Raw genomic sequence first — 21,918 nt, 5'->3', positions numbered from 1 at the left:
CGCCGGGCGGCATCGGCGTCACGGCGGCCGGGCCATCCGCCCGGCGGACGCTTATTGTTGACCGTCGATGTGCAGTTCTGGTAGAACGTGTTCATCCGTGTGGCAGAACTCCCCGGTCGGCGTCCGAGGTGCTGCCCCTCTCCCCTAGGAGATGGCAATGCATCGACCCCACCGCCGGCGCCTGCTGGCGTCCGCGCTGGCCGTCCTGACCACCGCGGCGCTCGCCGTCGCCCTGCCCGCCGCGCCCGCCCCGGCGGCGCCCGGCAGCCCCGCCCAGACCCCGCCGATGGGCTGGAACTCCTGGAACACCTTCGGCTGCGACATCGACGAGGGCCTCATCCGCGGCATGGCCGACGCCATCGTCTCGTCCGGCATGCGCGACGCCGGCTACTCGTACGTCGTGATCGACGACTGCTGGTTCGACCCGCAGCGCGACGCCCAGGGCAACCTCCGGGCGAACCCCGACCGCTTCCCCAGCGGGATGAAGGCGCTCGGTGACTACCTGCACGGCAAGGGCCTCAAGTTCGGCATCTACCAGGTGCCCACCGCCCGTACCTGCGCCCAGCGCGGGGGCAGCTATCCCGGTTCCACGGGCAGCCTCGGCCACGAGCGCCAGGACGCCGCCACGTTCGCCGCGTGGGGCGTCGACTACCTGAAGTACGACTGGTGCTCTCCCGACGGCAGCCGCGACGAGCAGGTGGCCGCCTTCACCCTGATGCGGGACGCGCTGCGGGCCACCGGGCGCGACATCGTCTACAGCATCAATCCCAACAGCTACCACGCGGTGACCGGCACCACCTACAACTGGGGTGCGGTCGCCGACCTGTGGCGCACGACGGAGGACATCAAGCCGTACTGGGACACCGGCAACGTCAACTCGTACCCCATGGGGGTCGTCAACATCGTCGACGAGACGCTGCCGCTGGCCAGCCAGGCCGGCCCCGGCCACTGGAACGACCCGGACATGCTCGAGGTCGGCGTCGGTGGCCTCACCGCCACCGAGTACCGGGCCCACTTCGCGCTCTGGGCGATCATGGCCGCGCCACTGATGGCCGGCAACGACATCCGGTCGATGTCGGCCGACGTCAGCGCCGTCCTGCGCAACACCGACCTGATCGCCGTCAACCAGGACCCGGCCGGCAACGGCGGCCGGCGGGTACGCGACGACGGCGCGACGGAGGTGATCGCCAAGGCGCTGGCCGACGGGTCGGTCGCCGTGGCCCTGCTCAACCGGGGCGGTGCGAGCACCCGGATCACCACCCGGACCACCGAGGTCGGCCTGCTCGGCGCCGGCCCGTTCACCGTCCGGGACCTGTGGACCGGCGCGACGTCGTCGAGCACCGGGACGCTCGCCGCCGACGTGCCCGCGCACGGCGTGGCGGTCTTCCGGGTCCGGGGTGGGACCCCGGCCACCCTGACCACCTCGACCATCGTGGGCGCCGGCTCGGCACGCTGCCTCGACGTCAACGGGGCCGCGCGGACCAACGGCACCGCCACGATCATCTACGACTGCCAGCGGTCGGCCAACCAGCTGTGGACCAGCACTCCCGCCGGGGAGCTGCGGGTCTACGGCGACAAGTGCCTCGACGCGTACGACCAGGGGGTCACGGCCGGCACGGCGGTCATCATCTGGCCGTGCAACGGGCAGCCCAACCAGCGGTGGACCTGGCGGGCCGACGGCACGGTGGTCGGCGAGCAGTCCGGGCTCTGCCTCGACGTCGCCGGGGCGGCGACGGCCAACACCACCCGGGTGCTGCTCTGGACCTGCCACGGCGCGGCCAACCAACGGTGGTCGCGCGGCTGACCCACGCCGGGGGCGTCCCGTTCGCCGTGGTCACGGCGAGCGGGACGTCCACCCTCGGCGCGCGGCGGACCCCTACGGCAGCTTCGTCGGGATCGACAGTTGTCAACGCGGTTGGTAGCTTGACCGCAAGAATCCTGCATCGGGACGGGAGGTGGGCATGCCCCGCCGGATCCTCACAAGTATCGCCGCCGTGGCCGTCGGCGCGTCGGCCGCGAGCCTCGGCGCCGCGCCGGCGCACGCCGATCCCGTGGTGCCCCGCCACGCCGTGATCGTCTGTCAGAGCGCCAGCTTCTACGCCAACTACGACTCGGCGAGCGGCCCGCACGGCTTCAAACGCACGCTGCCCTACGGCAACAAGATCGGTCACACGCCCGGGGCTCACCCGGTCTACAACGGCTGGGCCGCGACGTTCGACTTCGGCCCCAACGACTGGGGCTACGTCCGTATCGAGTGCATCGGCGGGTACGACTCATGGTGAACCGATCCATCATCCGCGCGAGCGCGGTCCTGCTGGTGGGAGCCATCGCCGCGGCCACCGTGCCGGCCGCGGCGCACGCCGCCAACGGCACGATCGGCCAGCGGGAGACGGTGTGCGCCAACGACCTGTTCGTCCGCACCGATCCCAACGGCGCCTGGATGGGCACCCTCTACCGCGGCCAGACCTTCCTCGTCGAAGGCCCCCGCAGCGGCGGCTACGTCTACGGATTCGCCTACGGGCACATCAACCGCCGCGGCTGGGTCCAGGACGGCTGGTTCTGCTGATCACGTGCCCGCTCGTCCCGGGTGTGCGGAGCGCCCGGGATGAGCCCGGGGGCTGACCACCGCTCGTCGGCGAGCGCGGGAACCGGCCGATCACCCCGCGACGGACGGCCGACCGCCGATCGTGCTGCCCCGGACGACGAGGTGGAAGGGCAGATCGAGGTCGGCCGGGGGCGCCAGGGGCTGACCCTCGATCAGGGCGACCAGCCGCCGCACGGCGAGCCGCCCGATGTGCTCCTTGTCCGGGGAGACGCTGGTCAGGCCGGGGTGGCTGAACCGCCCCTCCTCGATGTCGTCGATGCCGACGACGGCGATGTCGTCCGGGATACGGCGTCCGGCCTCCCTGACTGCCCGCATCGCACCGATCGCGACGAGGTCGTTGTAGCCGAACACCGCGTCCGGCGGCTCGTCGAGGGCCAGCAGCTGCGACATGGCGGACAGACCGTCGCGGCGGCCGAACTGGTCGGTCGGGGCGACGAGCCGCGGCTGCACCGCGAGCCCCGCTCCGGCGAGCGCCTCGCGATAGCCGCGCAGCCGCAGGTGCGCCGACTGCCGGTCCTGGCCGTTGCCGGAACCGATGAACGCGATGCGACGGCGTCCCAGATCGAGCAGGTGGCGCACCGCAGTCCGGGCGGCGGCGACGTTGTCGATGGCGATGTGATCGTGCGGTACGTCGTAGACACCCTCGCCGATCAGCACCAGCGGGGTCGTGTCGGTGCGGGCCAGGACGTCCTCGCGGGTGACCCGGACCGGGCTGAGTATCAACCCGTCGATGATGTGACGACGCGATCCCAGCAGCATGAGCTCGGTCTCGCGGTCCGCCGCGGTGCTCTCCATCACCAGCGTGTACCCGAGACCGGCGGCCTCCCGGATGGCGGCGTCGGCGAGTTCGGCGAAGTACGGGTTGTTCAACTCCGGGATGGCGAGCGCGATGAGACCGGTTCGGCCCCGACGCAGGTGGCGGGCGCTGAGGTTCGGGGTGTAGCCGAGTTCGTCGATGGCCTGCTGCACGCGCCGCCGGGTCTGCTCGCCGACCGGGCGGTAGCCGTTCACCACGTTGGACACGGTGGCCAGGGACACGCCGGCGCGGTGGGCGATGTCCTTCAGACTGACGCCCACATCGCACCCTCCCGGAAGCCATCGACCCCTGTCACCGTAGCCGCCGGGCCCGGCTGAGGTAGGTCTGCGTGACCACCACGACCGCCAGGAACGCCCCGCTGACCACGGACTGCACGGACGAGGTGAGGTTCCCGATCTGGTTGATGACGTTCTGGATGACCCCCAGCAGGAGCACGCCACAGAACGTGCCGCCGACGCTGCCGGCGCCTCCGGTCAGCAGGGTGCCGCCGATGACGACCGCGGCGATGGCGTCCAACTCCATGCCGACGCCCAGGATGGTGACCCCGGAGCCCAGGCGGGCCGCGTTCAGCACTCCCGCGGCGCCCGCTAGGAGACCGCTGATCAGGTAGGTGGTGACCTTCACCCGCGCGACCGGCAGACCCATCAGCGCCGCGGCCTCCTCGTTGCCGCCGATGGCGAAGACCGCCTGCCCGTAGCGGCTCCGTTGCAACAGCAGCGCGGCACCCGCGCCGAGCAGCACGGCCAGGTAGACCGGCCAGCCGAGCCCGAACAGGGTTCCCCGCCCGAGGTCGAGCAGGGCCGACTCTCCGGGCACGAGGTAGGTCGCCGCACCCTCGTCCGTCACCGCCAGCAGCAGACCGCGGGCGCCGAGCAGGCTGGCCAGGGTGACGATGAACGGGGCCAGCCCGGCGTACGCGATGACCAGACCGTTCAGCAGGCCGATCCCGCCGCAGACGACCAGGGGCAGGAGTACGGCCGGCAGCACACCCCACTGGCTGGCCCAGGCGGCGAGCACACCGCCCAGGGCGAACACGGAGCCGACCGACAGGTCGATGCCGCCGGTGATGATGACGAAGGTCATCCCGACGGCGACGATCATCAACGTGGACGACTGGATCGCGATGCCGGCGAGGTTGTCGGCGGTGGCGAACGCCGGAAAGGCCATGGCCGCGACGGCGCTGCCGAGCAGCAGGACAGCCAGCGCACCGTGCCGCTGGGCCGCGACGGCGAAGCGTTCCATCCCGGCGACGCGCGACACGGGCAGCTGCGGCGTGTCGCCCGCCGCCGCGACGTGGGCGGTGGTGTCGGCGCTCATCGCGACCTCCGTTCCCGGGCCAGGTACACGGCGACCAGGATGATGACGGCCTGTGCCATCTGCGCCGTGGAGTCGGGCACGTCGTGCTTGATCAGGGTGGCGCGGAGCAACTGGATGAGCAGTGCCCCCGCCACGGTGCCGAGCACCCGGACCCGGCCGCCGGTGAGCGGGGTGCCCCCGACCACGACCGCGGTGATCGCGGAGAGTTCGATCAGGTTCCCGATGGCCGAGGGGTCGCTGGCGGTGAGCCGGGCCGTGGCCAGCACACCGGCCAGCGCGGCGAACAACCCGCTGAGGACGTACGTGACGATCAGGACCCGGCGGACCGGCAGTCCGGCCAGCTGGGCGGCGGGGCGGTTGCCACCGATGGCGACGAGCTGCCGGCCGTAGGTGGTGCGGTGGACGGCGAAGCCCACGAGGCCGGCGAGCACCACGGCGACGGCGACGACCACCGGCACGCCGAGCACGTCGTCGGTGCCCCACCCGAGCACCTGCGGGTTGCGGAGCTGTTTGAGCTGCCCGTCGGCGAGCACCAGAGCGATCCCCCGCCCGGCGACCAGGAGGGCCAGGGTGGCGACGATCGGTTGCAGACCGACGACGGCGACCAACGTGCCGTTGAGCGCGCCCGCCGCCACGCCGGCCAGTAGCGCCATGGCGGCCGCCGGCCATGCCCCGAACCCCAGGTAGAGCGGGAGAACGGCGGCGGCGAGGGCCATCACCGACCCCACCGACAGGTCCACTCCCTCGGTGCCGATCACCAGGGCCATGCCGAGAGCGACGATCACGACCGGCGCGACCTGGACCAGTTGGGTACGCAGGTTCGCCAGGTCGAGGAAGTGGTCGGTGAACAGGGCGTTGAAGACCACGAGCGCGAGCACCGCCGCGTACACCCCGTAGTGCTGGAGGTGACGGATGAGGGTCGCACGGCCGGGACCGGCCGGGGTGATGGTCGCGGGCTCAGCGGTCATCGTCGGGGCCCTCCCCCGTGGCGAGGGCGGACATGATGGCGTGCTCCGACACGTCGTCGCCCACCAACTCCCCGACCACCGCGCCGGCCCGGAGCACGACGACCCGTTCGGCCCCCTCGACGAGCTCCTCCAGGTCGGAGGAGATCAGGACCACGCCCAGGCCGTCGCGGGCCAGCTCGCCGATCAGCTCCTGCACCTCCGCCTTGGCGCCGACGTCGATGCCGCGGGTCGGCTCGTCGAGCAGGAGCAGCTTCGGGTTCAGGCACAGCCAGCGGGCCAGCAGCAGCTTCTGCTGGTTGCCCCCGGAGAGGTCACCCGCCCGTTGTTCCGGGCTGGAGGCGCGGATCCGCAGGCGCTTCATGAACGTCTCGACCAGCCGGTCCTGCCGGTCCCGGGTCACGATCCCGGCGCGGGCCAGCCGGGGCATGGCGGCCAGCACGATGTTCTCCCGGACCGAGAGGTCGGGGACGATGCCCTCCGCCTTGCGGTCCTCGGGCAGCAGGGCCACCCCGGCGCGGATGGCCCGACGGGGCGTGGGACGGCGCAGCCGACGCCCGGCGACGGTGATCTCACCACCGTCGAGCGGGAGCGCCCCGACGATTGCCTTGGCGGTCTCGGACCGACCCGAGCCGAGCAGGCCGCCCAGCCCGGTGACCTCGCCCGGGCGCACCGTGAAGGAGACGTCGCGCAGGACGTGCCGCTTGCGGAGGCGGTCGACGGTGAGCACCGGTGGGGCGTCCCGGGGAGGAGGCGCAGCCCTGAACCGGGTGAGACCTTCCTGACGCACCTGAGCCAGGTCACGGCCGAGCATGGTCGAGACGAGGCGGAGCCGGTCCAGGTCGGCCATCGGCCCGGTGTGCACCACCCGGCCGTCGCGCAGCACGGTCACCCGGTCGCAGAGCTGGTAGAGCTCGTCGAGGCGGTGACTGACGTAGACGACCGCGACGCCGCCGGCGTTGAGCTGTCGGACCAGCCGGAACAGCGTCTCCACCTCGCGCGGTTCCAGGGACGAGGTCGGCTCGTCCATGATCAGCACCCGTGCGTCGACCGCGACGGCACGGGCGAGCGCGACCATCTGCTGGGCACCGAGGCTCAGCGACCGGAGCGGTCGGGTCACGTCGACGTCGACGCCGTACCGACTGAGCGTCTGTCCCGCCTCGCGGTTCATCCGCCGCACGTCGACCAGTCCGAAGCGGCGGGGCTCCCGTCCGAGAAAGAGGTTCCGGGCGACGCTCAGCAGAGGTATGAGGTTCACCTCCTGGTAGATGGTGGAGATGCCCGCGCGCTGGGCGTCGAGCGGGCGGCGGAACGTCACGGGCCGGCCCTGGTACCGGACCTCACCGGCGTCCGCCCGGTGCACACCGGTGAGCACCTTGATCAGGGTGGACTTGCCCGCGCCGTTCTCACCGACCAGGGCGTGGACCTCGCCCGGTGCCACCGTGAGGTTCACCGCCTCCAGGGCGCGTACGCCGGGGAAACGTTTGGAAAGGTCGCGCACCTCGAGCACGGGCTCGGCGCTGTCGGTCATGGTGCTGCCCCCTCGGGTGGGACGACGGAGGGCCGCCCGGTCCGGCCGGATCGGACCGGACCGGGCGGGACGTCAGTAGGCACTGGCCAGGGACTCCCGGGCGTTGCCCGAGTCGTACTCGCGGTCGCTGATGATGACGTTCTCGCCGATGGGGGTCCCGGCGTAGAAGTCCTGGGCGGTCTTGAACGCCAGCGGGCCGAACCGCGGGTTGGACTCGATCACGGCGTTGAGGGTGCCGTCCACGATGGCCTGGACGGCGTTGCGCGTGCCGTCGATGGAAACGATCTTGACGTCCTTGCCGGGATTCTTGCCGGCCGACCGCAGGGCGGTGACGGCGCCGAGGGCCATTTCGTCGTTCTCGGCGTAGACCGCGGTGATGTCGGGGTTGCTCGAGATGAGCTGCTCCATCACGGCCTGGCCCTTGTCGCGGGCGAACTCGCCGGTCTGCTGCGCGACGATCTGCAGCCCGGGCGCCTTCGCCCTGACCTGGTCGACGAAGCCGTTGGTGCGGTCGGTGGTGACGTTGTTGCCGGAGGAGCCGAGGAGGATGGCGACCTTCCCCGACCCGCCGGTCACCTTGATCATGGCGTCGGCCGCCCGCTTGCCCTGCTCGACGAAGTTCGAGCCGAGGAACGCCAGGTAGTCGCGGCACGGCTTCGCGTTGATCTTCCGGTCGATGGTCAGGACCGGCACCTTCTTCGCCGCGGCCGCCTGCAACGCCGGCTCGAGGCCGTCGCTGTTGAGCGGGGCGACGATCAGAAACTGCGCACCCTGGGCGAGCATGTCCTGGATGTCGCTGATCTGCTTGGACAGCTGAGACTGGGCGTTGGTGACCAGCAGCTTCTTGACACCGATCTTCGCAGCCTCGTCGCGGATCGACTGCGTCTCGGCGATCCGGAAGGGGTTGGCCTCCTTCTCCGACTGGGAGAAGCCGACGACGGCGTTCGTGAGATCGAGTTTCTCGGCCCCGTACTGCTGCAGGGTGCAGCCGGCACCGCCCGGCGTGCTGCTGGCGACGACCTGCTGGCCGGCAGTGCCCTCGGGTGCGGGGGTCCCCTCGCTTTCGCTCTTCGTGCAACCGGCGAGCAGTGCGGCGCCGGCCACCAGGACGGCGGTCGCGCTCGCCAGACGGCGGATCCTCATGGTCATTCCGGTGCTCCTCGTGCGCGGTGGTGGCAGGTGAGCCGGCGTCGACAGGGCGCGTCGGCGCGGAAGGTCCACCCGGGGACGGGACGCGGTCTCGGCGACGACCGCGACCGGAGACATTGACGAAGGGCCATTGACGTGTTGCCCGCGGGAGGCCTATAACGTTATACACGCAACGACGAATGTCAATAAGATCCCGAACGCCGTCAGTCTCGATCGAACCGACATCCGTCGCGCCGCCCGGGCACCGTCCACCGTCCCCCGCCCCCCTGAGACGGAACCGCCATGAGACAGCCCGTCCGCACCCGCCTGTCCGCCCTCGCCGCCGCCGCCCTCGCCGCCGGTCTCCTGCTCCCGCCGCCGGCCGCCGAGGCCGCTCCCGCCAAGCCACCACCGCTGACCACGCCGTGGACCAGTCAGGCCCTCGCCGGCACTCCCCTGCCCGAGTACCCACGGCCACAGATGACCCGCGCCGACTGGCTCAACCTCAACGGTGAGTGGCAGCTACGCCAGTCGACCACCGACGACGCGCCCCCGATCGGCGTCACCCTCCCGGAGCGGGTCAACGTCCCGTTCCCGGTGGAGTCCGCGCTGTCCGGCATCGGCCGGTCGGCCGGCGACGACCGCCACTACCTGTTCTACCGGCGAACCTTCACCGTCCCGGCCGGGTGGAGCGGCCGGCGGGTGCAGCTCCATTTCGGAGCGGTCGACTGGCAGACCACGGTCTGGGTCAACGGCGCCCGGGTCGGCGGGCACACCGGCGGCTACGACGCCTTCACCTTCGACATCACCCCGTATCTGACCGGCGGCAGCAACGAACTGCTGGTCAAGGTGTGGGACCCCAGCGACAGCCGGCAGGCCGGCAGCCTGCCGCCCATCGGCAAGCAGACCAAGACCCCCGGCGGGATCTTCTACACTCCCACCTCCGGCATTTGGCAGACCGTCTGGCTGGAGCCCACCCCCGCCACCTCGATCAGCAGCGTCGACCTCTACCCGAACCTCGCCACCAACAGCCTGCGAATCCGGGTCTTCACCCGCGGCGACACCACCGGGCACAGCGTCCTCGCCCAGGCGCTCGACGGCGGCACCGTCGTCGGCTCCGCCACCGGCGGGTTCACCGAATTCTCCGTCCCCGTGCCCAACGCCCGCCGGTGGTCACCGGACGACCCGTTCCTCTACCACCTGCGGGTCACACTCCGCAACGCCGCCGGGGCGCAGGCCGACCAGACCGTGCACTACTTCGGCATGCGCGAGATCAGCACCGGCCTGGTCAACGGGGTGCTCCGCCCCAAGCTCAACGGCCAGTTCGTCTTCCAGGTGGGAACGCTCGACCAGGGTTACTGGCCGGACGGTCTCTACACGGCACCGACCGACGCCGCCCTCGCGTTCGACCTGCAGAAGCACAAGGATCTGGGATTCAACATGGTCCGCAAGCACATCAAGGTCGAGCCCCAACGCTGGTTCTACCACGCAGACCGCCTCGGCCTGCTCGTGTGGCAGGACGTGCCGTCGCTGACCGCCCAGGACATCAACCCCACCGACGCCCAGCAGGCACAGCTCGAGGCCGAAGCCCGGGAGATCGTCGACGAGCACCGCAGCTCACCAGCGGTGGTCGCCTACACGGTCTACAACGAGGGCTGGGGCGAGCGGGCCCTGGCCGACACCCGGCGGGTGGGCCAGAACGTCAAGAACCAGGACCCGACCCGGCTGGTCAACACCCACAGCGGCCACAACTGCTGCCAGTCCCTGGGCGACCCGGGCAACGGTGACATCAACGACTGGCACGTCTACGTCGGCCCGGACTCCCCCGTACCGTCGAGCAGCCGCATCGCGGTGCTGGGCGAGTTCGGCGGCCTGGGACTGCGCTCACCCGGCCACGAGTACAGCCCCAACGGCAACTTCCTGGCGTACGAGTGGCAGCCCACCTCCGGCGCCCTCACCGACCGGTACGTCGGACTGGTCGAGGGCAGCCGGAACCTGATGCTCGGCAAGGGACTCAGCGCCTCCGTGTACACCGAGATCACCGACGTGGAGGGCGAACTGAACGGATTCCTCACCTACGACCGCCAGGTCGTCAAGATGGACCAGGCCCGGGTCCGGGCGGCCAACCAGGGCCTGATCGAGGCGTCGAAGGCCCTCAACAATTCCGCGCCGGTCACGCTGCCCGTCGACACCCGCCTGTCGCTGCGGGTCACCACGCCCGGTCACACCGACCGGTACCTGCGGCACCGGGACAGCCTCGCCTACACGGAGGTGGTGACGGCCGGCAGTCCCGCCGTGCTCAAGAACGACGCGACCTACACCGTGCGGCGAGGGCTCGCCGACGCCGCCTGCTACTCCTTCGAGTCGGTCAACTACCCCGGCCAGTACCTCCGCCACGCGTTCTCCCGGGTACGCAACTCACCCGACGACGGCTCGGCGCTGATGCGGGCCGACGCCACCTGGTGCGCCCGGACCGGGCTGACCGGCACCGGAGTGTCGCTGGAGTCGTACAACTACCGCGGCTCGTACCTGCGCCACCACGACTCGGAGGTGTGGCTCAGCAACGGCGCCGGCGGCGCCGCGTACAACACTCCGAACCTCTGGGCGGCCGACAGCACCTGGGCCGTCGCCGCCCCGTGGGCCCCGTGACCCAGGGACGCCCCGAGTGCCGGTGGGCCGCTCGGCCCACCGGCCCCCCCACCGCCATGATCAGGGGCGGCTGTGGCGGTCGGCACGGGCAGCAGGTCCGGTCCGGCCGGGCGTACCGCCGCCCCTGACCTGATTCGAGCGGCAGCCCCGGAGCACGTGCTCCGGGGCTGCCGCTCGAATCACTGAATCCGCCGCCCACACCGAGGGGGCGCTGTCGTGGGTGAGGCGCGCAGTCGCGACTGTCACCCACCCAGCAGGTCGTTCAGGCTCAGACCGCAGCGGGCTCGGACGCCGGGCGGCCCACGCCGTGGGACAGCCGTGGCGCGATGATCCGGTCCAGGCTGAAACGTCCCGCGCCGACCGCGGCGAGCAGGAGAGCCATGGTGCCGAGCGTGAGCACCAGCTCGAACCCGTTGGTGCTCACGAAGACCCCGTTGCCGAGGTGGACGATGAGGAAGGCACCGAGCATGTTGAGCGCGAGGAGCAGTCCAGCCACGGGCACCGCGAGCCCGGCCACCAGGGCGACACCACCGACGAGTTCGACAAGCGCCGCGAACCAGGCGCTCGCCGTCGGCAGCGGGACACCCATCTGGCCGAATGCGGCAGCAGTGCCGTCGAGGCCCCATTCGGTGAGCTTCTGCCATCCGTGCGCGATGAAGATGACACCAACGGCGACGCGCGCGAAGAGCACGGCCAGGTCACGGAGCGGGACGGTGTTCATGAAGGACCCCTTCTCGGCGGGAACGGTTTCGTATCGGGCCCAGCTCACCGCCACCGGCGAGCCAGCTGGCGCTTCGGGGGTCAGACCTGCCCCGGGCCTGCGGCGGCCGGCATCTCACCAGGCCCCGCTGACCCGAAGTTACCAGGGAGGAGTTTGACCCATCAAATATTGAGTCCTCAATTACTTTGCCTCGTTCTCCAGTGAGTGCGCCCGGCACCGCTCAGCGACGAGCGCCGGGCAAGACCGGACAGGAACGGCTCTGCGGCGCGACCGGAGGCAGCGGGTGTGACGGGCTTGACCAGCGCCCGGCCGGGTAACCGTGGGTTCGGAATCGTCGGGCCCGACAGCGGCGACGGCGGCCTTCCGCTGTCCGCTACGCCCGACGCGGGCGAACCGCGTCAGGGATACAGGGGAGGTTCGAGTGACCGCCGCAGCACGGCGACCAACCCCCGCAGATCCGATGCCGGAAGCGCCAGAACGGCTGGGGGTGTCCAGCGGCGCCGGCCGAGACCTGCCGCCGGAGCTCGGGCCGGACGCGATCGGTGTGCTGGAGGGGCGCACCTTCATGTTCTCCGACGCCCGTGGGGACGTGCCGAGAGGCTCCATCGGTGGCTTGGTGCACGACGACACACGGTTCCTCGACCAGTGGGAGCTGTCGATCGACGACGCACCGCTGCTGGTACTTTCGGCGGGAACCGTCGATGCCTACTCGGCGGCGTTCTTCCTGGCCAACTCCGAACTGGCCCACCTGCCCGCCAATCGGGTGGGCGTGCGACGGCAGCGCTTCGTCGGCGACGGCCTCTACGAACGCGTCGAGCTGCGATACTTCGGCATCGAGCCGGTGTCGATCCGGCTGCGCCTGGCCGTCGGAACGGATTTCGCGGATCTGTTCGAGATCAAGGAGTCGGGCCGCGACCGCACCCCGGACATCACCCGCCAGCACGAACCGGACGGCGTCGCGCTCGAGTTCGGCTACCGCAACGGCACCTGGGCGGCGTCGGTACGCGTCGAGGCCGACCCGCCCGCCGACGTGATCGACGGCGACGCCCTCGTGTGGGATGTGCACCTCGAGCGGGGACAGCAGTGGAGCTGTGAGTTCAGCGTTCCGCTGCGCTGCGGCGACGAACGTTTCCGGCCCACGGTGCGCGGGTTCGACGAGGCCTTCGATCACGGGCCGGAGGACCCGTCGACCCGCTGGGCGGCGGAGAAGCCGCATCTGCACGCGGACGTGGATCTGCTCCGCGACGTCTACCACCAGTCCGCAGTCGACCTCGTGTCCATGCGCCTCGAGAAGACCATCGCGGGCGAACCGGTGGCGCTCCTCGCCGCGGGCCTGCCGTGGTTCCTCACCATCTTCGGTCGCGACACGGTGATCACCGGCTACCAGTGCATGACCTGCGGTCCCGATGTCGCCCGCGGCGCCCTGATCGTGCTGGCGACTCATCAGGCGACGACGTTCGACGACTTCACCGATCGGGAACCGGGCAAGATCTTCCACGAGTACCGCACGGGTGAGCTGACCCAACTCGGCCTCAAGCCCTACAGCCCCTACTACGGCGGCGCGGACACCACGGCGCTGTGGCTGATCCTGCTGTCCGAGTACTGGCGGTGGACCGGTGACGACGAGCTCGTGTGCCGGTTGCGTGGCAACGCCGAAGCCGCGCTGCGCTGGATCGACCGGTACGGCGATCGCGACGGCGACGGATACGTCGAATATGCCACCCGCTCCGCCCAGGGTCTCGGCAACCAGTGCTGGCGGGACTCGCCCGACGGCGTGCAGTTCGCCGACAGCACCATCCCGGTGCTTCCCATCGCGACCTGCGAGACGCAGGGCTACACCTACGACGCGAAACTGCGCCTGGCCGAGCTCGCCGACGGCCCGTGGCGGGACCCGGACATGGCCCAGCGCCTGCGCGGTGAGGCGGCCCGACTGCGCGAGCAGTTCAACCAGGACTACTGGATGCCGGAGCGGGGCGGCTACTACGCCGTCGGCCTCGACGGCGACAAACGCCCCATCGACTCGATGACCTCCAACATGGGCCACCTGCTCTGGAGCGGGATCGTCCCCGACGACCGCGCCGCGCACGTCGCGCGGCACCTGATGTCCGACGAGATGTTCTCGGGCTGGGGGGTACGAACTCTTTCCACAGCCGATGTCGGTTACAACCCCATCGGCTACCACGTCGGCACTGTCTGGCCGCACGACAACTCGATCATCGCTGCCGGGCTGGCCCGGTACGGCTACCGCGAGGAGGCCAACCGGATCGCGATGGCGATGCTGGAGGCTTCCCGCCACTCCCGACACCGGCTGCCCGAGGCGTTCTCCGGCTATGACCGGTCATTCGGCCGAGAGCCTGTGCCGTACCCGACCGCCTGCAACCCCCAGGCGTGGGCCAGCGGCGCGCCCCTGCTGCTCCTGCGCACGATGCTCGGCCTCGAACCGCGGGAGGGCAGGCTCGTCGCCGACGCTCACGTCCCCGACGTACTCGGACGGATCCGCCTGCACAACGTAGCGGCGCTCGGGCGACGGTGGAACGTCGAAGCGGCCGGCGCCGAATGCACGATCTCGGCCGCCGACTGAACCTGTGTCGAAGTCGGTCACCGCCACTCGTCGACGGCGGCGAGGTGTGGTGCAGGCCGACGAGGACCTCCGTGCCGCCGGCGATCCACCGGTTCAACCAGCCCGGACAGTCCCCACTACTTCCAGGTGCGGTCGAGGAAGTCGGCGATGAGCGGCGCGATCTCCGGCAGATGATCTTCGAGGGCGAAGTGGCCGGTGTCGAAGATGTGGAGTTCGGCGTCGGGCAGGTCGCGCGTATAGGCACGGGCGCCGGGCTCGGGAAAGATCGGGTCGTTGCTTCCCCAGGTGATGAGAGTGGGCGGGGTGTGGCTGCGCAGCCAGGCCTGCCAGCGCCCGTAGCGCTCGAGGTTGGTGTGGTAATCGAACGCCAGCGCCGTCTGCGCCTCCTTGCGGCCCGGCAGGTCCAGGAAGTGCTGGTCGAGGGTCCAGTTGTCCGGGGCGAGCAGCTCGCGGTCGGCGACGCCGGTCTCGTACTGGCGGCGGGTGCCGGGCAGGGTGAGCAGGTCGCGGATGGTGTCCTCGGCGCCGGGTGTCTCGGGACGCAGGGAGAGCAGGCCTTGGGCGTCGTCCGACAGCCCCTCGGTGTAGGCGTTGCCGTTCTGCACGACCAGCCCCGCGATCCACTCGGGGTGCCGCTCGGCGAGCCGGAAGCCGACCGGCGCTCCGAAGTCGAAGACGTACATCACGAACCGCCGCAGTCCGAGCTGCTGGACGAAGCCCTCGGCGACGTCGGCGAGCCGGTCGAAGGAGTAGGTGAAGCCGTCCGGGGTCTGCGTGTAGCCGAAGCCGGGGTAGTCCGGAGCGATCAGCCGGTATCGGGAGCCGAGGGCGTCGATGAGGCGGCGAAACTGGTGCGAGGCCGAGGGAAAGCCGTGCAGGAGCAGCAGGATCGGCGCGTTGGGGCTCTCGGGGAGCGACTCGCGGTAGAAGACGCTGACGCCGTCGACGTCGACGTGGCGGTGGGCGGTGCGCCTGACCGCGGGGATGGACATCTCTGATGCCTCTTCTCGGATAGGCGTTGCGGCCAGTCAAGCGAAGCGAGGGGCCCACGGTGGCCGGCGGCGGCCAGATCCACACCGTCGTGTACGCCAATGGCGCCACCCGTTAGGAACAGCCCTGGAACCACCAGACCGACCGGCTGCCAGAGGCGCGGGAGTTCTACCGTGCTAGTCGGCGCGGGGAAGCGTGATGGTGAAGGTCGTCCCGACGCCGACCTCACTCGCGACCGTGATGGTGCCCTGGTGATCGGTGACGATCTGCCGGGCGATGGCGAGGCCGAGGCCACTGCCCCCGGTACGGCGGCCCCGCGCGGCGTCGGCCCGCCAGAACCGGTCGAACACGTGCGGCAGCGCGTCCGCTTCGATCCCCGAACCGGTGTCGACGACCTGGACGATCGCCTGCGTGTCGGTGCGGCTCGCCACCAGCCGGACGCTGCCACCCGCTGCGGTGGCCCGCAGTGCGTTGGTGACGAGGTTGCCCACCACCTGGCGGAGCCGGTCGGGATCGGCGTTCACCTCGACCGGCTCGGCCGCCACGCGCAACGACACCTCGGCTGACTCCGCCCGGGCGTGGTGGGCGGTGCGGCAGGTCTCCAGGAGTTCGGCCAGATCCACCGTGACCCGGTGGTACGCCAGGTTGCCGGCCTCAGCCAGGGCCAGGTCCTGCAGGTCGTCGACGATGCGCTGTTGCAGCACCGCCTCTTCGTGCAGCGACGCGAAGAGATCCTGGTCCGGCGTGATCACGCCGTCGGAGAGCGCCTCGAGATAGCCGCGCAGGTTGGCCAGCGGGGTGCGCAGCTCATGGGCGACGTCGGCGACCAGCCGGCGTTGCCGCTCCTCCCCGCGCTGCAGGGAGTCGGCCATCCGGTTGAACGACCGGGCCAGCTCCGCCAGCTCGTCGTTGCCCCGCACGGGAACCCGTCCGGTGAGGTCACCCCGGCCGAGCCGCTGAGCGGCCGTGGTGAGCGTGTCGATGGGGCGCAGCACCTGTCGGCTCAGCAGCACGGTGCCGATGACCGCGACCGTCGCGACGCCCGCTGCCGCGGCGAGCAGTGGACCGGCGGTCAACACGGCCGCCGGATCGCCGCGAGCGCCGAGATAGACCCGGGCGGGTGCCGGCGCGACGTCACGGATGTCGTTGGTGAAGGCCTGGGTCAGGCAGGAATCCAGTGATTCCACCGTCGAGGTGCCGCACACCTGCACCGAGGCAGTGTCCGCCAGGCCCCGGTCCGGCTCTTGCGCGACGTCGGCGCAGTTGTCGACGATCTCAGCGACACCAGGGCGATCGCGCACGTCGACGGCGTGCAGGTCGGCGTCGAACTGCGGAACTCCCGTGCTGGTGGGTGCAGCGACAACAGGGACGGATTCCCGTGTCAGGCAGGCCGCGAACCGCACGCCGGTGCGGTAGCCGGCGATCGCACCGGCCACACCTTTCTGCCGGCTCGCCGGCTCCGCCGGCAGTGCGGCCAGGTTCAGAACCGGCCGCGGATCGACGACCCCGACCATCGTGCCGAGCGGCCGGGCGGTGCGGTCCTCCTGGGTGTCCGTGTCGACGATCACCTGGCCCGTGTCGGCGACCAGGTGGATCCGCTGACCGGTCTGGGCGCGCAGGTCCCGCACCAGGTCGGGCACGCCCTCCCAGGTGCCGTGCCGGCTGCCGTACGTCGTGAGTCGGCCGACGACCTCGTCGAGTTGCGCCCGGTCGGTGGTGGCCGAGTCGTTGATCTGTTGCGAGGCCTGCCGCAGGGTCAACCAGGCGGTCGCCGCGGTCGCGCTCACCGCGACGAGGATGACCAGCCAGAGCACCCGGAGCCGAAAACTCACCGGCGGGCTCCGGGCGTGCCCTCGGGCGTCGGCGTGGCCGCCGGCTCCGGTTCGGCGAGCCGGTAGCCGCGGCCGTAGACGGTCTGCACGTACCGCGGCTCCGCGACGTCGTCCTCGATCTTGCGGCGGAGGTTCATCACGTGCGCGTCGACGGTGCGTTCGAGCACGAAACGGTCGAATCCGAAGGCCCGGTCGATGATCTGCGCCCGGGTGAACGCCCGTCCGGGCTCGCCGGCGAGCACCTCGAGGATGCCGAACTCCTTGGCCGTCAGGGCGACCGGCCGGCCGCCGACGCGTACCTCGAACCGGCCGGCGTCCACCTCGAGGTCGCCGACGCGCAGCACCGCCCGGTTGTCGGCGGTCACCACCCGGGCCCGGCGCAGCAGCGCCCGTACCCGGGCGGTCAGCTCCCGGGGGCTGTACGGCTTGGTGAGGTAGTCGTCGGCACCGAGGTCGAGGCCCAGCAGGACGTCGTCCTCGGTGGTGCGGGCGGTCAGCAGCAGGATCGGAACCTCCGATTCGGCGCGCAGGATCCGGCACACGTCGAGGCCGTCGAGGACCGGCATCATCACGTCGAGGACCACCAGGTCCGGCCGGCGGGAGCGGCACTGGTCCAGCGCGGCCCGCCCGTCGCCGACCAGCAGCACGCTGTGCCCCTCGCGTTCGAGATAGACCCGTACCAGGTTCGCCTGCTTGGGGTCGTCCTCGGCGACCAGGATCCGCGCGCTCATGTTTCCCCATTCTGCCTGGTGGTGGCGGGGGTCAAGTAAACCCGAAACCCGTGAAGAACTGATGTGGGCGGGCTTCGGAGAGCGGCGAGCGGGATATCCGCACAGCCGGCCCACGGCTTCTTCAAGGGTTCTTCACCACCGGCTGCCTACGGTGCTCGTCGTGTCAGTCAGGAGCCGGACATGATCTTCGAACCAGCACAACCGGGCCGCCGCGACGAGCAACAGCGGCGGGCGGCCCGGCGGCGGATCCGGGAAACGCTCGCGGTGCGCCGGGCCGCCACGGTCGGCGGGCACGGGGCCGCCGAACCGCCGGACGAACCGCGCGTCGAGCCCAGGGCTGCCGGGGTGACGCCGGGCACGGGTGGCCGGCGCGCGGGGACCGGTGTGAGCAACGAGACCGTCCCGCTGGCCGAGGCCGTGATCGATCTCGCGGCGATCGCGGAGAACATCCGGACGATCGCGGCGATCGCACGCACCGGGCTGATGGCCGTGGTGAAGGCCGACGCGTTCGGGCACGGCGCGGTGCCGGTGGCGCGGGCGGCGTTGGGCGCCGGCGCCGCCTGGCTGGGTGTGACCTCGGCGACGGAGGCGGTGGCGCTGCGCTCGGCGGGCATCGACGCGCCCGTCCTGAGCTGGCTGCACCGGCCGGACGAGGACTTCACCCGCCTGATCGCCGCGGACGTCGACATCGCGGTGTCGACCGTGACCCACCTGCGCGCGATCGCCGACGCGGCCACGGACCTCGGGGTGCCGGCCGTGGTCCACCTCAAGGCGGACGTCGGTCTGTCACGCAACGGTGCCAGCGGCGACGAATGGCCCGAGCTGGTCGCGTGGGCCCGCAAGCACGAGGCGGAGGGCAGCCTCCGGGTACGCGGGGTGTGGTCCCACCTGACGAATGCCGACGTGCCCGGCTGCCCGAGCATCGCCCGGCAGCTGTCGACGTTCCAGGAGGCGCTGCGGATCGCTCGGAAGGCCGGGCTCGACCCCGACGTGGTGCATCTGGCCAACTCGGCGGCGGCACTGGCCGCCCCGCAGACCCGGTTCGACCTCTGCCGGATCGGGCTGGCCATGTACGGCGTCGACCCGTTCGGCGCGAGCGGTACCCGCCGCTACGGCCTGCGGCCCGCCATGACTCTGCGGTCAAGGGTGATCAACCTGAAGCGCGTGCCCGCCGGTACCGGCGTGTCCTACGGCCCCGATCGGGTGACCGATCGGCCGACCACGCTCGCCCTGCTGCCGCTCGGGTACGCCGACGGCCTGTCGCGCACCGCCGAGGGCCGCGCGTCGGTCTGGCTCGCCGGTCGGCGCTGCCCGATCGTCGGCCGCATCGCCATGGATCAGTGCGTCGTCGATGTCGGCGACCTGCCGGTGGCGCTCGGCGATCCGGTGGTCGTCTTCGGCCCCGGCGCCGAGCCCGGCTCGCCCGACCCGGCCGAGCCGTCGGCCGCCGAGTGGGCGCGGTGGGCCGGCACCAACCCGCACGAGGTCTTGACCGGAATCGGCGCGCGAGTGGCGCGCGTACACCTACACGGGGAAGCGGCAACATCATGACTGTTCGTCTGGCGGTGCTGTTCGGTGGGCGCAGCGGGGAGCACGACGTCTCCCGGCGCTCGGCGGAGAGCATCCTGGCTCACCTCGACCCCGCCGCCTACCAGGTGACCGAGGTGCTGATCGAGCGGGACGGCCGATGGCGGGTGGACGGCGACCGGGCCACCTTCGCGGAGGCGCTGCGGATCCTCGGCGACCAGGACGTGGTGTTCCCGGCGCTGCACGGCCCGTACGGTGAGGACGGCACCGTCCAGTCGATGCTCGAGTGGCTCGGCGTCGCGTTCGTCGGCAACGGTGTCTTCGCCAGCGCCGCGGGGATGGACAAGCCGGTCACGAAGAAGCTCCTCGCCGCCGACGGCCTGCGGGTGGCCGACGGGGTGACGCTGCGGCCCGACGAGGAGCTGTCGTCGCGGGATCAGGAGCGGCTGGGGCTGCCCGTCTTCGTCAAGCCGGCCCGGGCCGGCTCCAGCCTGGGAGTCTCCAAGGTCGAACAATGGGCGCAGCTGCCCGCCGCCCTGCGGCTCGCGCGTGAGAGCGACGCGAAGATTCTCGTCGAACGCGCCGTGCCCGGGCGCGAGATCGACGTCGGCGTCCTCCAGCACCCCGACGGTCGCGTCGAGGCCGGGCCGCCGCTGGAGATACAGGTGGCGAACGCCGCCTTCTTCGACTACGACGCCAAGTACGACGGCGGTGCCGTCTTCCACATTCCGGCCCGACTCGACCCCGGCACCACCCGACTCCTGCAGGACCGGGCCGTGCGGGCGTTCCACGCGCTCGGGTGCCGCGGGCTGCTCCGCGTCGACTTCTTCCTCCCGGATCCGGACGCCGATCATGGCACGGGGTGGACCGGAGACCGCCGGGAGCCGGTGATCAACGAGGTCAACACCTTCCCCGGATTCACCGCCGCCTCCCAGTACCCGCAGATCTGGCAGCGGGCCGGCGTCGGCTACTCCGCACTGCTCGACATCCTCATTCAGGGCGCAGTGCAGCGACGCGACACCGCCCTTGCCTGCCCGAGTCCCTGCTGATGGCCGTCTACACCGCGGAACATCTCCGTGGCCTCCGCATGATCGTCACCGGCGGGGGGACGGGCGGGCACACCTACCCGGCGCTGACCACGATCCGAGCGCTCCGCGACCGGCTGGCGTCAGCCGGCACCGCACCGGAGGTCCGCTGGGTGGGCGTCGCCCACGGACTGGAGGCCAGGATCGCCCGGCAGGAGGGCATCGCCTTCACGGCGATCACCACCGGCAAACTGCGCCGCTCGCCGAATTTGCACGAGTGGGGCCGCAACGTCGCCGACGCCTTCCGCGTGCCGCTGGGCATCTTCCAGGCCATCATGATCGTGGCTCGCACCCGCCCCGAGGTGGTCTTCTCCACCGGCGGGTACGTCTGCGTCCCGATCGGGATCGCCGCCTGGATGACCCGCCGCCCGCTGGTCATGCACGAGCAGACCCTCACGGTCGGACTGGCGAACCGGATCCTCGCCCTCCTCGCCGATCGGGTCCTGCTGAGTCACGAGTCCTCCATCGACCATCTGCCCGCCCGAGCGAGAACCCGCGCGGTGGTCACCGGCAACCCGATCCGGCCCGAGATCCTCATGGGCAATCGCGACCGGGCGCTCGCCGCGTACCACCTGGATCCGCGCCTGCCGCTGGTGTACGTCACCGGCGGCGCCCAGGGCGCCGTCCAGGTCAACAACCTGATCGCCGACATCCTCCCCGGGCTCCTGCCGAAATGTCAGGTGCTGCACCAGTGCGGCGACTACTCCCTCGACCGGATGCGGCAGGTCGCGGCCGCCCTCCCGGAACACCTGCGCAGCAGGTACCGGGTCGTCGACTACGTCCACGGCGAGCTGCCCGACGTCCTGAGCGCCGCCGACATCGTCGTCGCGCGCAGCGGCGCCGGCACCGTCGCCGAACTCACCGCCCTGGGCAAGGCATGCGTCTTCATCCCGCTCATCCCCACCGGCGGCGACGAACAGCGGCGGACCGCACGGCACCTCGCCGACGCCGGTGCCTCCCGCATGCTCGCCGGCCCCGACGCCTCCGCCAACCGCCTCTACGAGGAGATCATGGTGCTGCTCGACCATCCGGAACGACGCCGCGAGCTGGCCGACGCCGCCCGTCGACACGGCCGGCCCGACGCGGCCACGGCCGTGGCCAGCGCGATCATCGACGCCGCTGCGCGATACCGGTCATGATCCTGCTGTCCGATCGGCGAAGCTCGGCGATCCCGCTGAGCGAGAACGGGGAAGTCGTGGCCTGCGTGCGGCCAGGTTGCGGAACACGCAGCCCAGGAGCCAGCGTGGGAACACCCTGCCCCACCTGCACACCAGCCCGGAGGTCAGCACGGCGCCACCTATTGCGAATGACGCGAGGGTCGGTTCGATGTACACGTTCTCCGGCTGGTTGCGGAGCAGGGGCACGACGAACGGCTCCGGTGCTCCAACGGCCCAGCCCCGGGACCACGCCAGCCGGATCAGCGCGTAGGGCAGCGGGCA

Annotated in this window: 17 protein-coding genes; 8 read left to right on the top strand and 9 right to left on the bottom strand. The window is 71.2% G+C overall.

Annotation, left to right across the window (positions count from 1 at the left end; genetic code table 11):
- Window positions 1–157 precede the first annotated feature (157 nt).
- The 3 genes from V6U79_RS08700 (at window position 158) to V6U79_RS08690 (ending at window position 2,566) form a co-directional block, all read left to right on the top strand.
- Window positions 158–1,804 carry a glycoside hydrolase family 27 protein gene (locus tag V6U79_RS08700; RefSeq protein WP_334614187.1) on the top strand — a complete coding sequence of 549 codons (1,647 nt, stop codon included), beginning with the start codon at window positions 158–160 and terminating at the stop codon, window positions 1,802–1,804.
- 157 nt (window positions 1,805–1,961) lie between these two features.
- Complete coding sequence (locus V6U79_RS08695) at window positions 1,962–2,282, top strand: hypothetical protein (RefSeq protein ID WP_334521800.1); 321 nt, start codon at window positions 1,962–1,964, stop codon at window positions 2,280–2,282.
- Window positions 2,276–2,566, top strand: coding sequence for a hypothetical protein (locus V6U79_RS08690; RefSeq protein WP_334521797.1), 291 nt, complete (start codon window positions 2,276–2,278; stop codon window positions 2,564–2,566). The genes V6U79_RS08695 and V6U79_RS08690 overlap by 7 nt, the downstream gene beginning before the upstream one ends.
- Window positions 2,567–2,656: 90 nt before the next feature.
- On the opposite strand, the gene V6U79_RS08685 is transcribed toward V6U79_RS08690, so the two are convergent.
- The 5 genes from V6U79_RS08685 to V6U79_RS08665 all read right to left on the bottom strand — a co-directional run bounded on the left by V6U79_RS08685 (window position 2,657) and on the right by V6U79_RS08665 (window position 8,384).
- A complete protein-coding gene (locus V6U79_RS08685) occupies window positions 2,657–3,682 on the bottom strand; it encodes a LacI family DNA-binding transcriptional regulator (protein ID WP_334614186.1) in 1,026 nt (341 codons plus the stop codon).
- Between the two features lie 31 nt (window positions 3,683–3,713).
- Complete coding sequence (locus V6U79_RS08680; RefSeq protein WP_334521791.1) at window positions 3,714–4,739, bottom strand: ABC transporter permease; 1,026 nt, start codon at window positions 4,737–4,739, stop codon at window positions 3,714–3,716.
- A complete protein-coding gene (locus tag V6U79_RS08675) occupies window positions 4,736–5,707 on the bottom strand; it encodes an ABC transporter permease (protein WP_334521788.1) in 972 nt (323 codons plus the stop codon). The genes V6U79_RS08680 and V6U79_RS08675 overlap by 4 nt, the downstream gene beginning before the upstream one ends.
- Complete coding sequence (locus tag V6U79_RS08670) at window positions 5,697–7,235, bottom strand: sugar ABC transporter ATP-binding protein (RefSeq protein ID WP_334521786.1); 1,539 nt, start codon at window positions 7,233–7,235, stop codon at window positions 5,697–5,699. The genes V6U79_RS08675 and V6U79_RS08670 overlap by 11 nt, the downstream gene beginning before the upstream one ends.
- A 72-nt stretch (window positions 7,236–7,307) precedes the next feature.
- Window positions 7,308–8,384: an ABC transporter substrate-binding protein gene (locus V6U79_RS08665; protein WP_334521783.1), complete on the bottom strand. Its 1,077-nt coding sequence runs from the start codon at window positions 8,382–8,384 to the stop codon at window positions 7,308–7,310.
- Between the two features lie 282 nt (window positions 8,385–8,666).
- Here V6U79_RS08665 and V6U79_RS08660 point away from each other — a divergent pair, with 282 nt between their 5' ends.
- Window positions 8,667–11,012, top strand: a complete 2,346-nt coding sequence (locus V6U79_RS08660) for an AbfB domain-containing protein (RefSeq protein WP_334614185.1) — start codon at window positions 8,667–8,669, stop codon at window positions 11,010–11,012.
- A gap of 268 nt (window positions 11,013–11,280) precedes the next feature.
- Here V6U79_RS08660 and V6U79_RS08655 read toward each other — a convergent pair whose 3' ends face one another.
- On the bottom strand, window positions 11,281–11,733 hold the full coding sequence (locus tag V6U79_RS08655) for a DoxX family protein (RefSeq protein ID WP_334614184.1): 453 nt from the start codon (window positions 11,731–11,733) through the stop codon (window positions 11,281–11,283).
- A gap of 319 nt (window positions 11,734–12,052) precedes the next feature.
- Here V6U79_RS08655 and V6U79_RS08650 point away from each other — a divergent pair, with 319 nt between their 5' ends.
- On the top strand, window positions 12,053–14,314 hold the full coding sequence (locus V6U79_RS08650; protein ID WP_334614183.1) for an amylo-alpha-1,6-glucosidase: 2,262 nt from the start codon (window positions 12,053–12,055) through the stop codon (window positions 14,312–14,314).
- Between the two features lie 116 nt (window positions 14,315–14,430).
- On the opposite strand, the gene V6U79_RS08645 is transcribed toward V6U79_RS08650, so the two are convergent.
- The 3 genes from V6U79_RS08645 to V6U79_RS08635 all read right to left on the bottom strand — a co-directional run bounded on the left by V6U79_RS08645 (window position 14,431) and on the right by V6U79_RS08635 (window position 17,867).
- Complete coding sequence (locus tag V6U79_RS08645) at window positions 14,431–15,306, bottom strand: alpha/beta fold hydrolase (RefSeq protein ID WP_334614182.1); 876 nt, start codon at window positions 15,304–15,306, stop codon at window positions 14,431–14,433.
- 174 nt (window positions 15,307–15,480) lie between these two features.
- Window positions 15,481–17,136: a sensor histidine kinase gene (locus tag V6U79_RS08640; RefSeq protein WP_334521765.1), complete on the bottom strand. Its 1,656-nt coding sequence runs from the start codon at window positions 17,134–17,136 to the stop codon at window positions 15,481–15,483.
- Entirely contained in the window at window positions 17,133–17,867 is a 735-nt protein-coding gene (locus V6U79_RS08635) for a response regulator transcription factor (RefSeq protein ID WP_334521763.1), read from the bottom strand. Before V6U79_RS08635 ends, V6U79_RS08640 begins: the two co-directional genes overlap by 4 nt.
- Before the next feature lie 180 nt (window positions 17,868–18,047).
- Here V6U79_RS08635 and alr point away from each other — a divergent pair, with 180 nt between their 5' ends.
- Genes alr through V6U79_RS08620 form a run of 3 tightly spaced genes read left to right on the top strand, consistent with a single transcriptional unit; the run spans window position 18,048 to window position 21,618 of the window.
- Window positions 18,048–19,418, top strand: coding sequence for an alanine racemase (gene alr / locus V6U79_RS08630; RefSeq protein WP_334614181.1), 1,371 nt, complete (start codon window positions 18,048–18,050; stop codon window positions 19,416–19,418).
- Entirely contained in the window at window positions 19,415–20,443 is a 1,029-nt protein-coding gene (locus V6U79_RS08625) for a D-alanine--D-alanine ligase family protein (protein WP_334614180.1), read from the top strand. Before alr ends, V6U79_RS08625 begins: the two co-directional genes overlap by 4 nt.
- Complete coding sequence (locus V6U79_RS08620) at window positions 20,443–21,618, top strand: UDP-N-acetylglucosamine--N-acetylmuramyl-(pentapeptide) pyrophosphoryl-undecaprenol N-acetylglucosamine transferase (RefSeq protein WP_334614178.1); 1,176 nt, start codon at window positions 20,443–20,445, stop codon at window positions 21,616–21,618. The genes V6U79_RS08625 and V6U79_RS08620 overlap by 1 nt, the downstream gene beginning before the upstream one ends.
- The last annotated feature ends 300 nt before the right edge of the window (window positions 21,619–21,918 follow it).

It is taken from the genome of Micromonospora psammae, from assembly GCF_036902725.1.
Classification (GTDB): domain Bacteria; phylum Actinomycetota; class Actinomycetes; order Mycobacteriales; family Micromonosporaceae; genus Micromonospora.
This window is presented reverse-complemented; position numbering and strand designations above follow the sequence as displayed.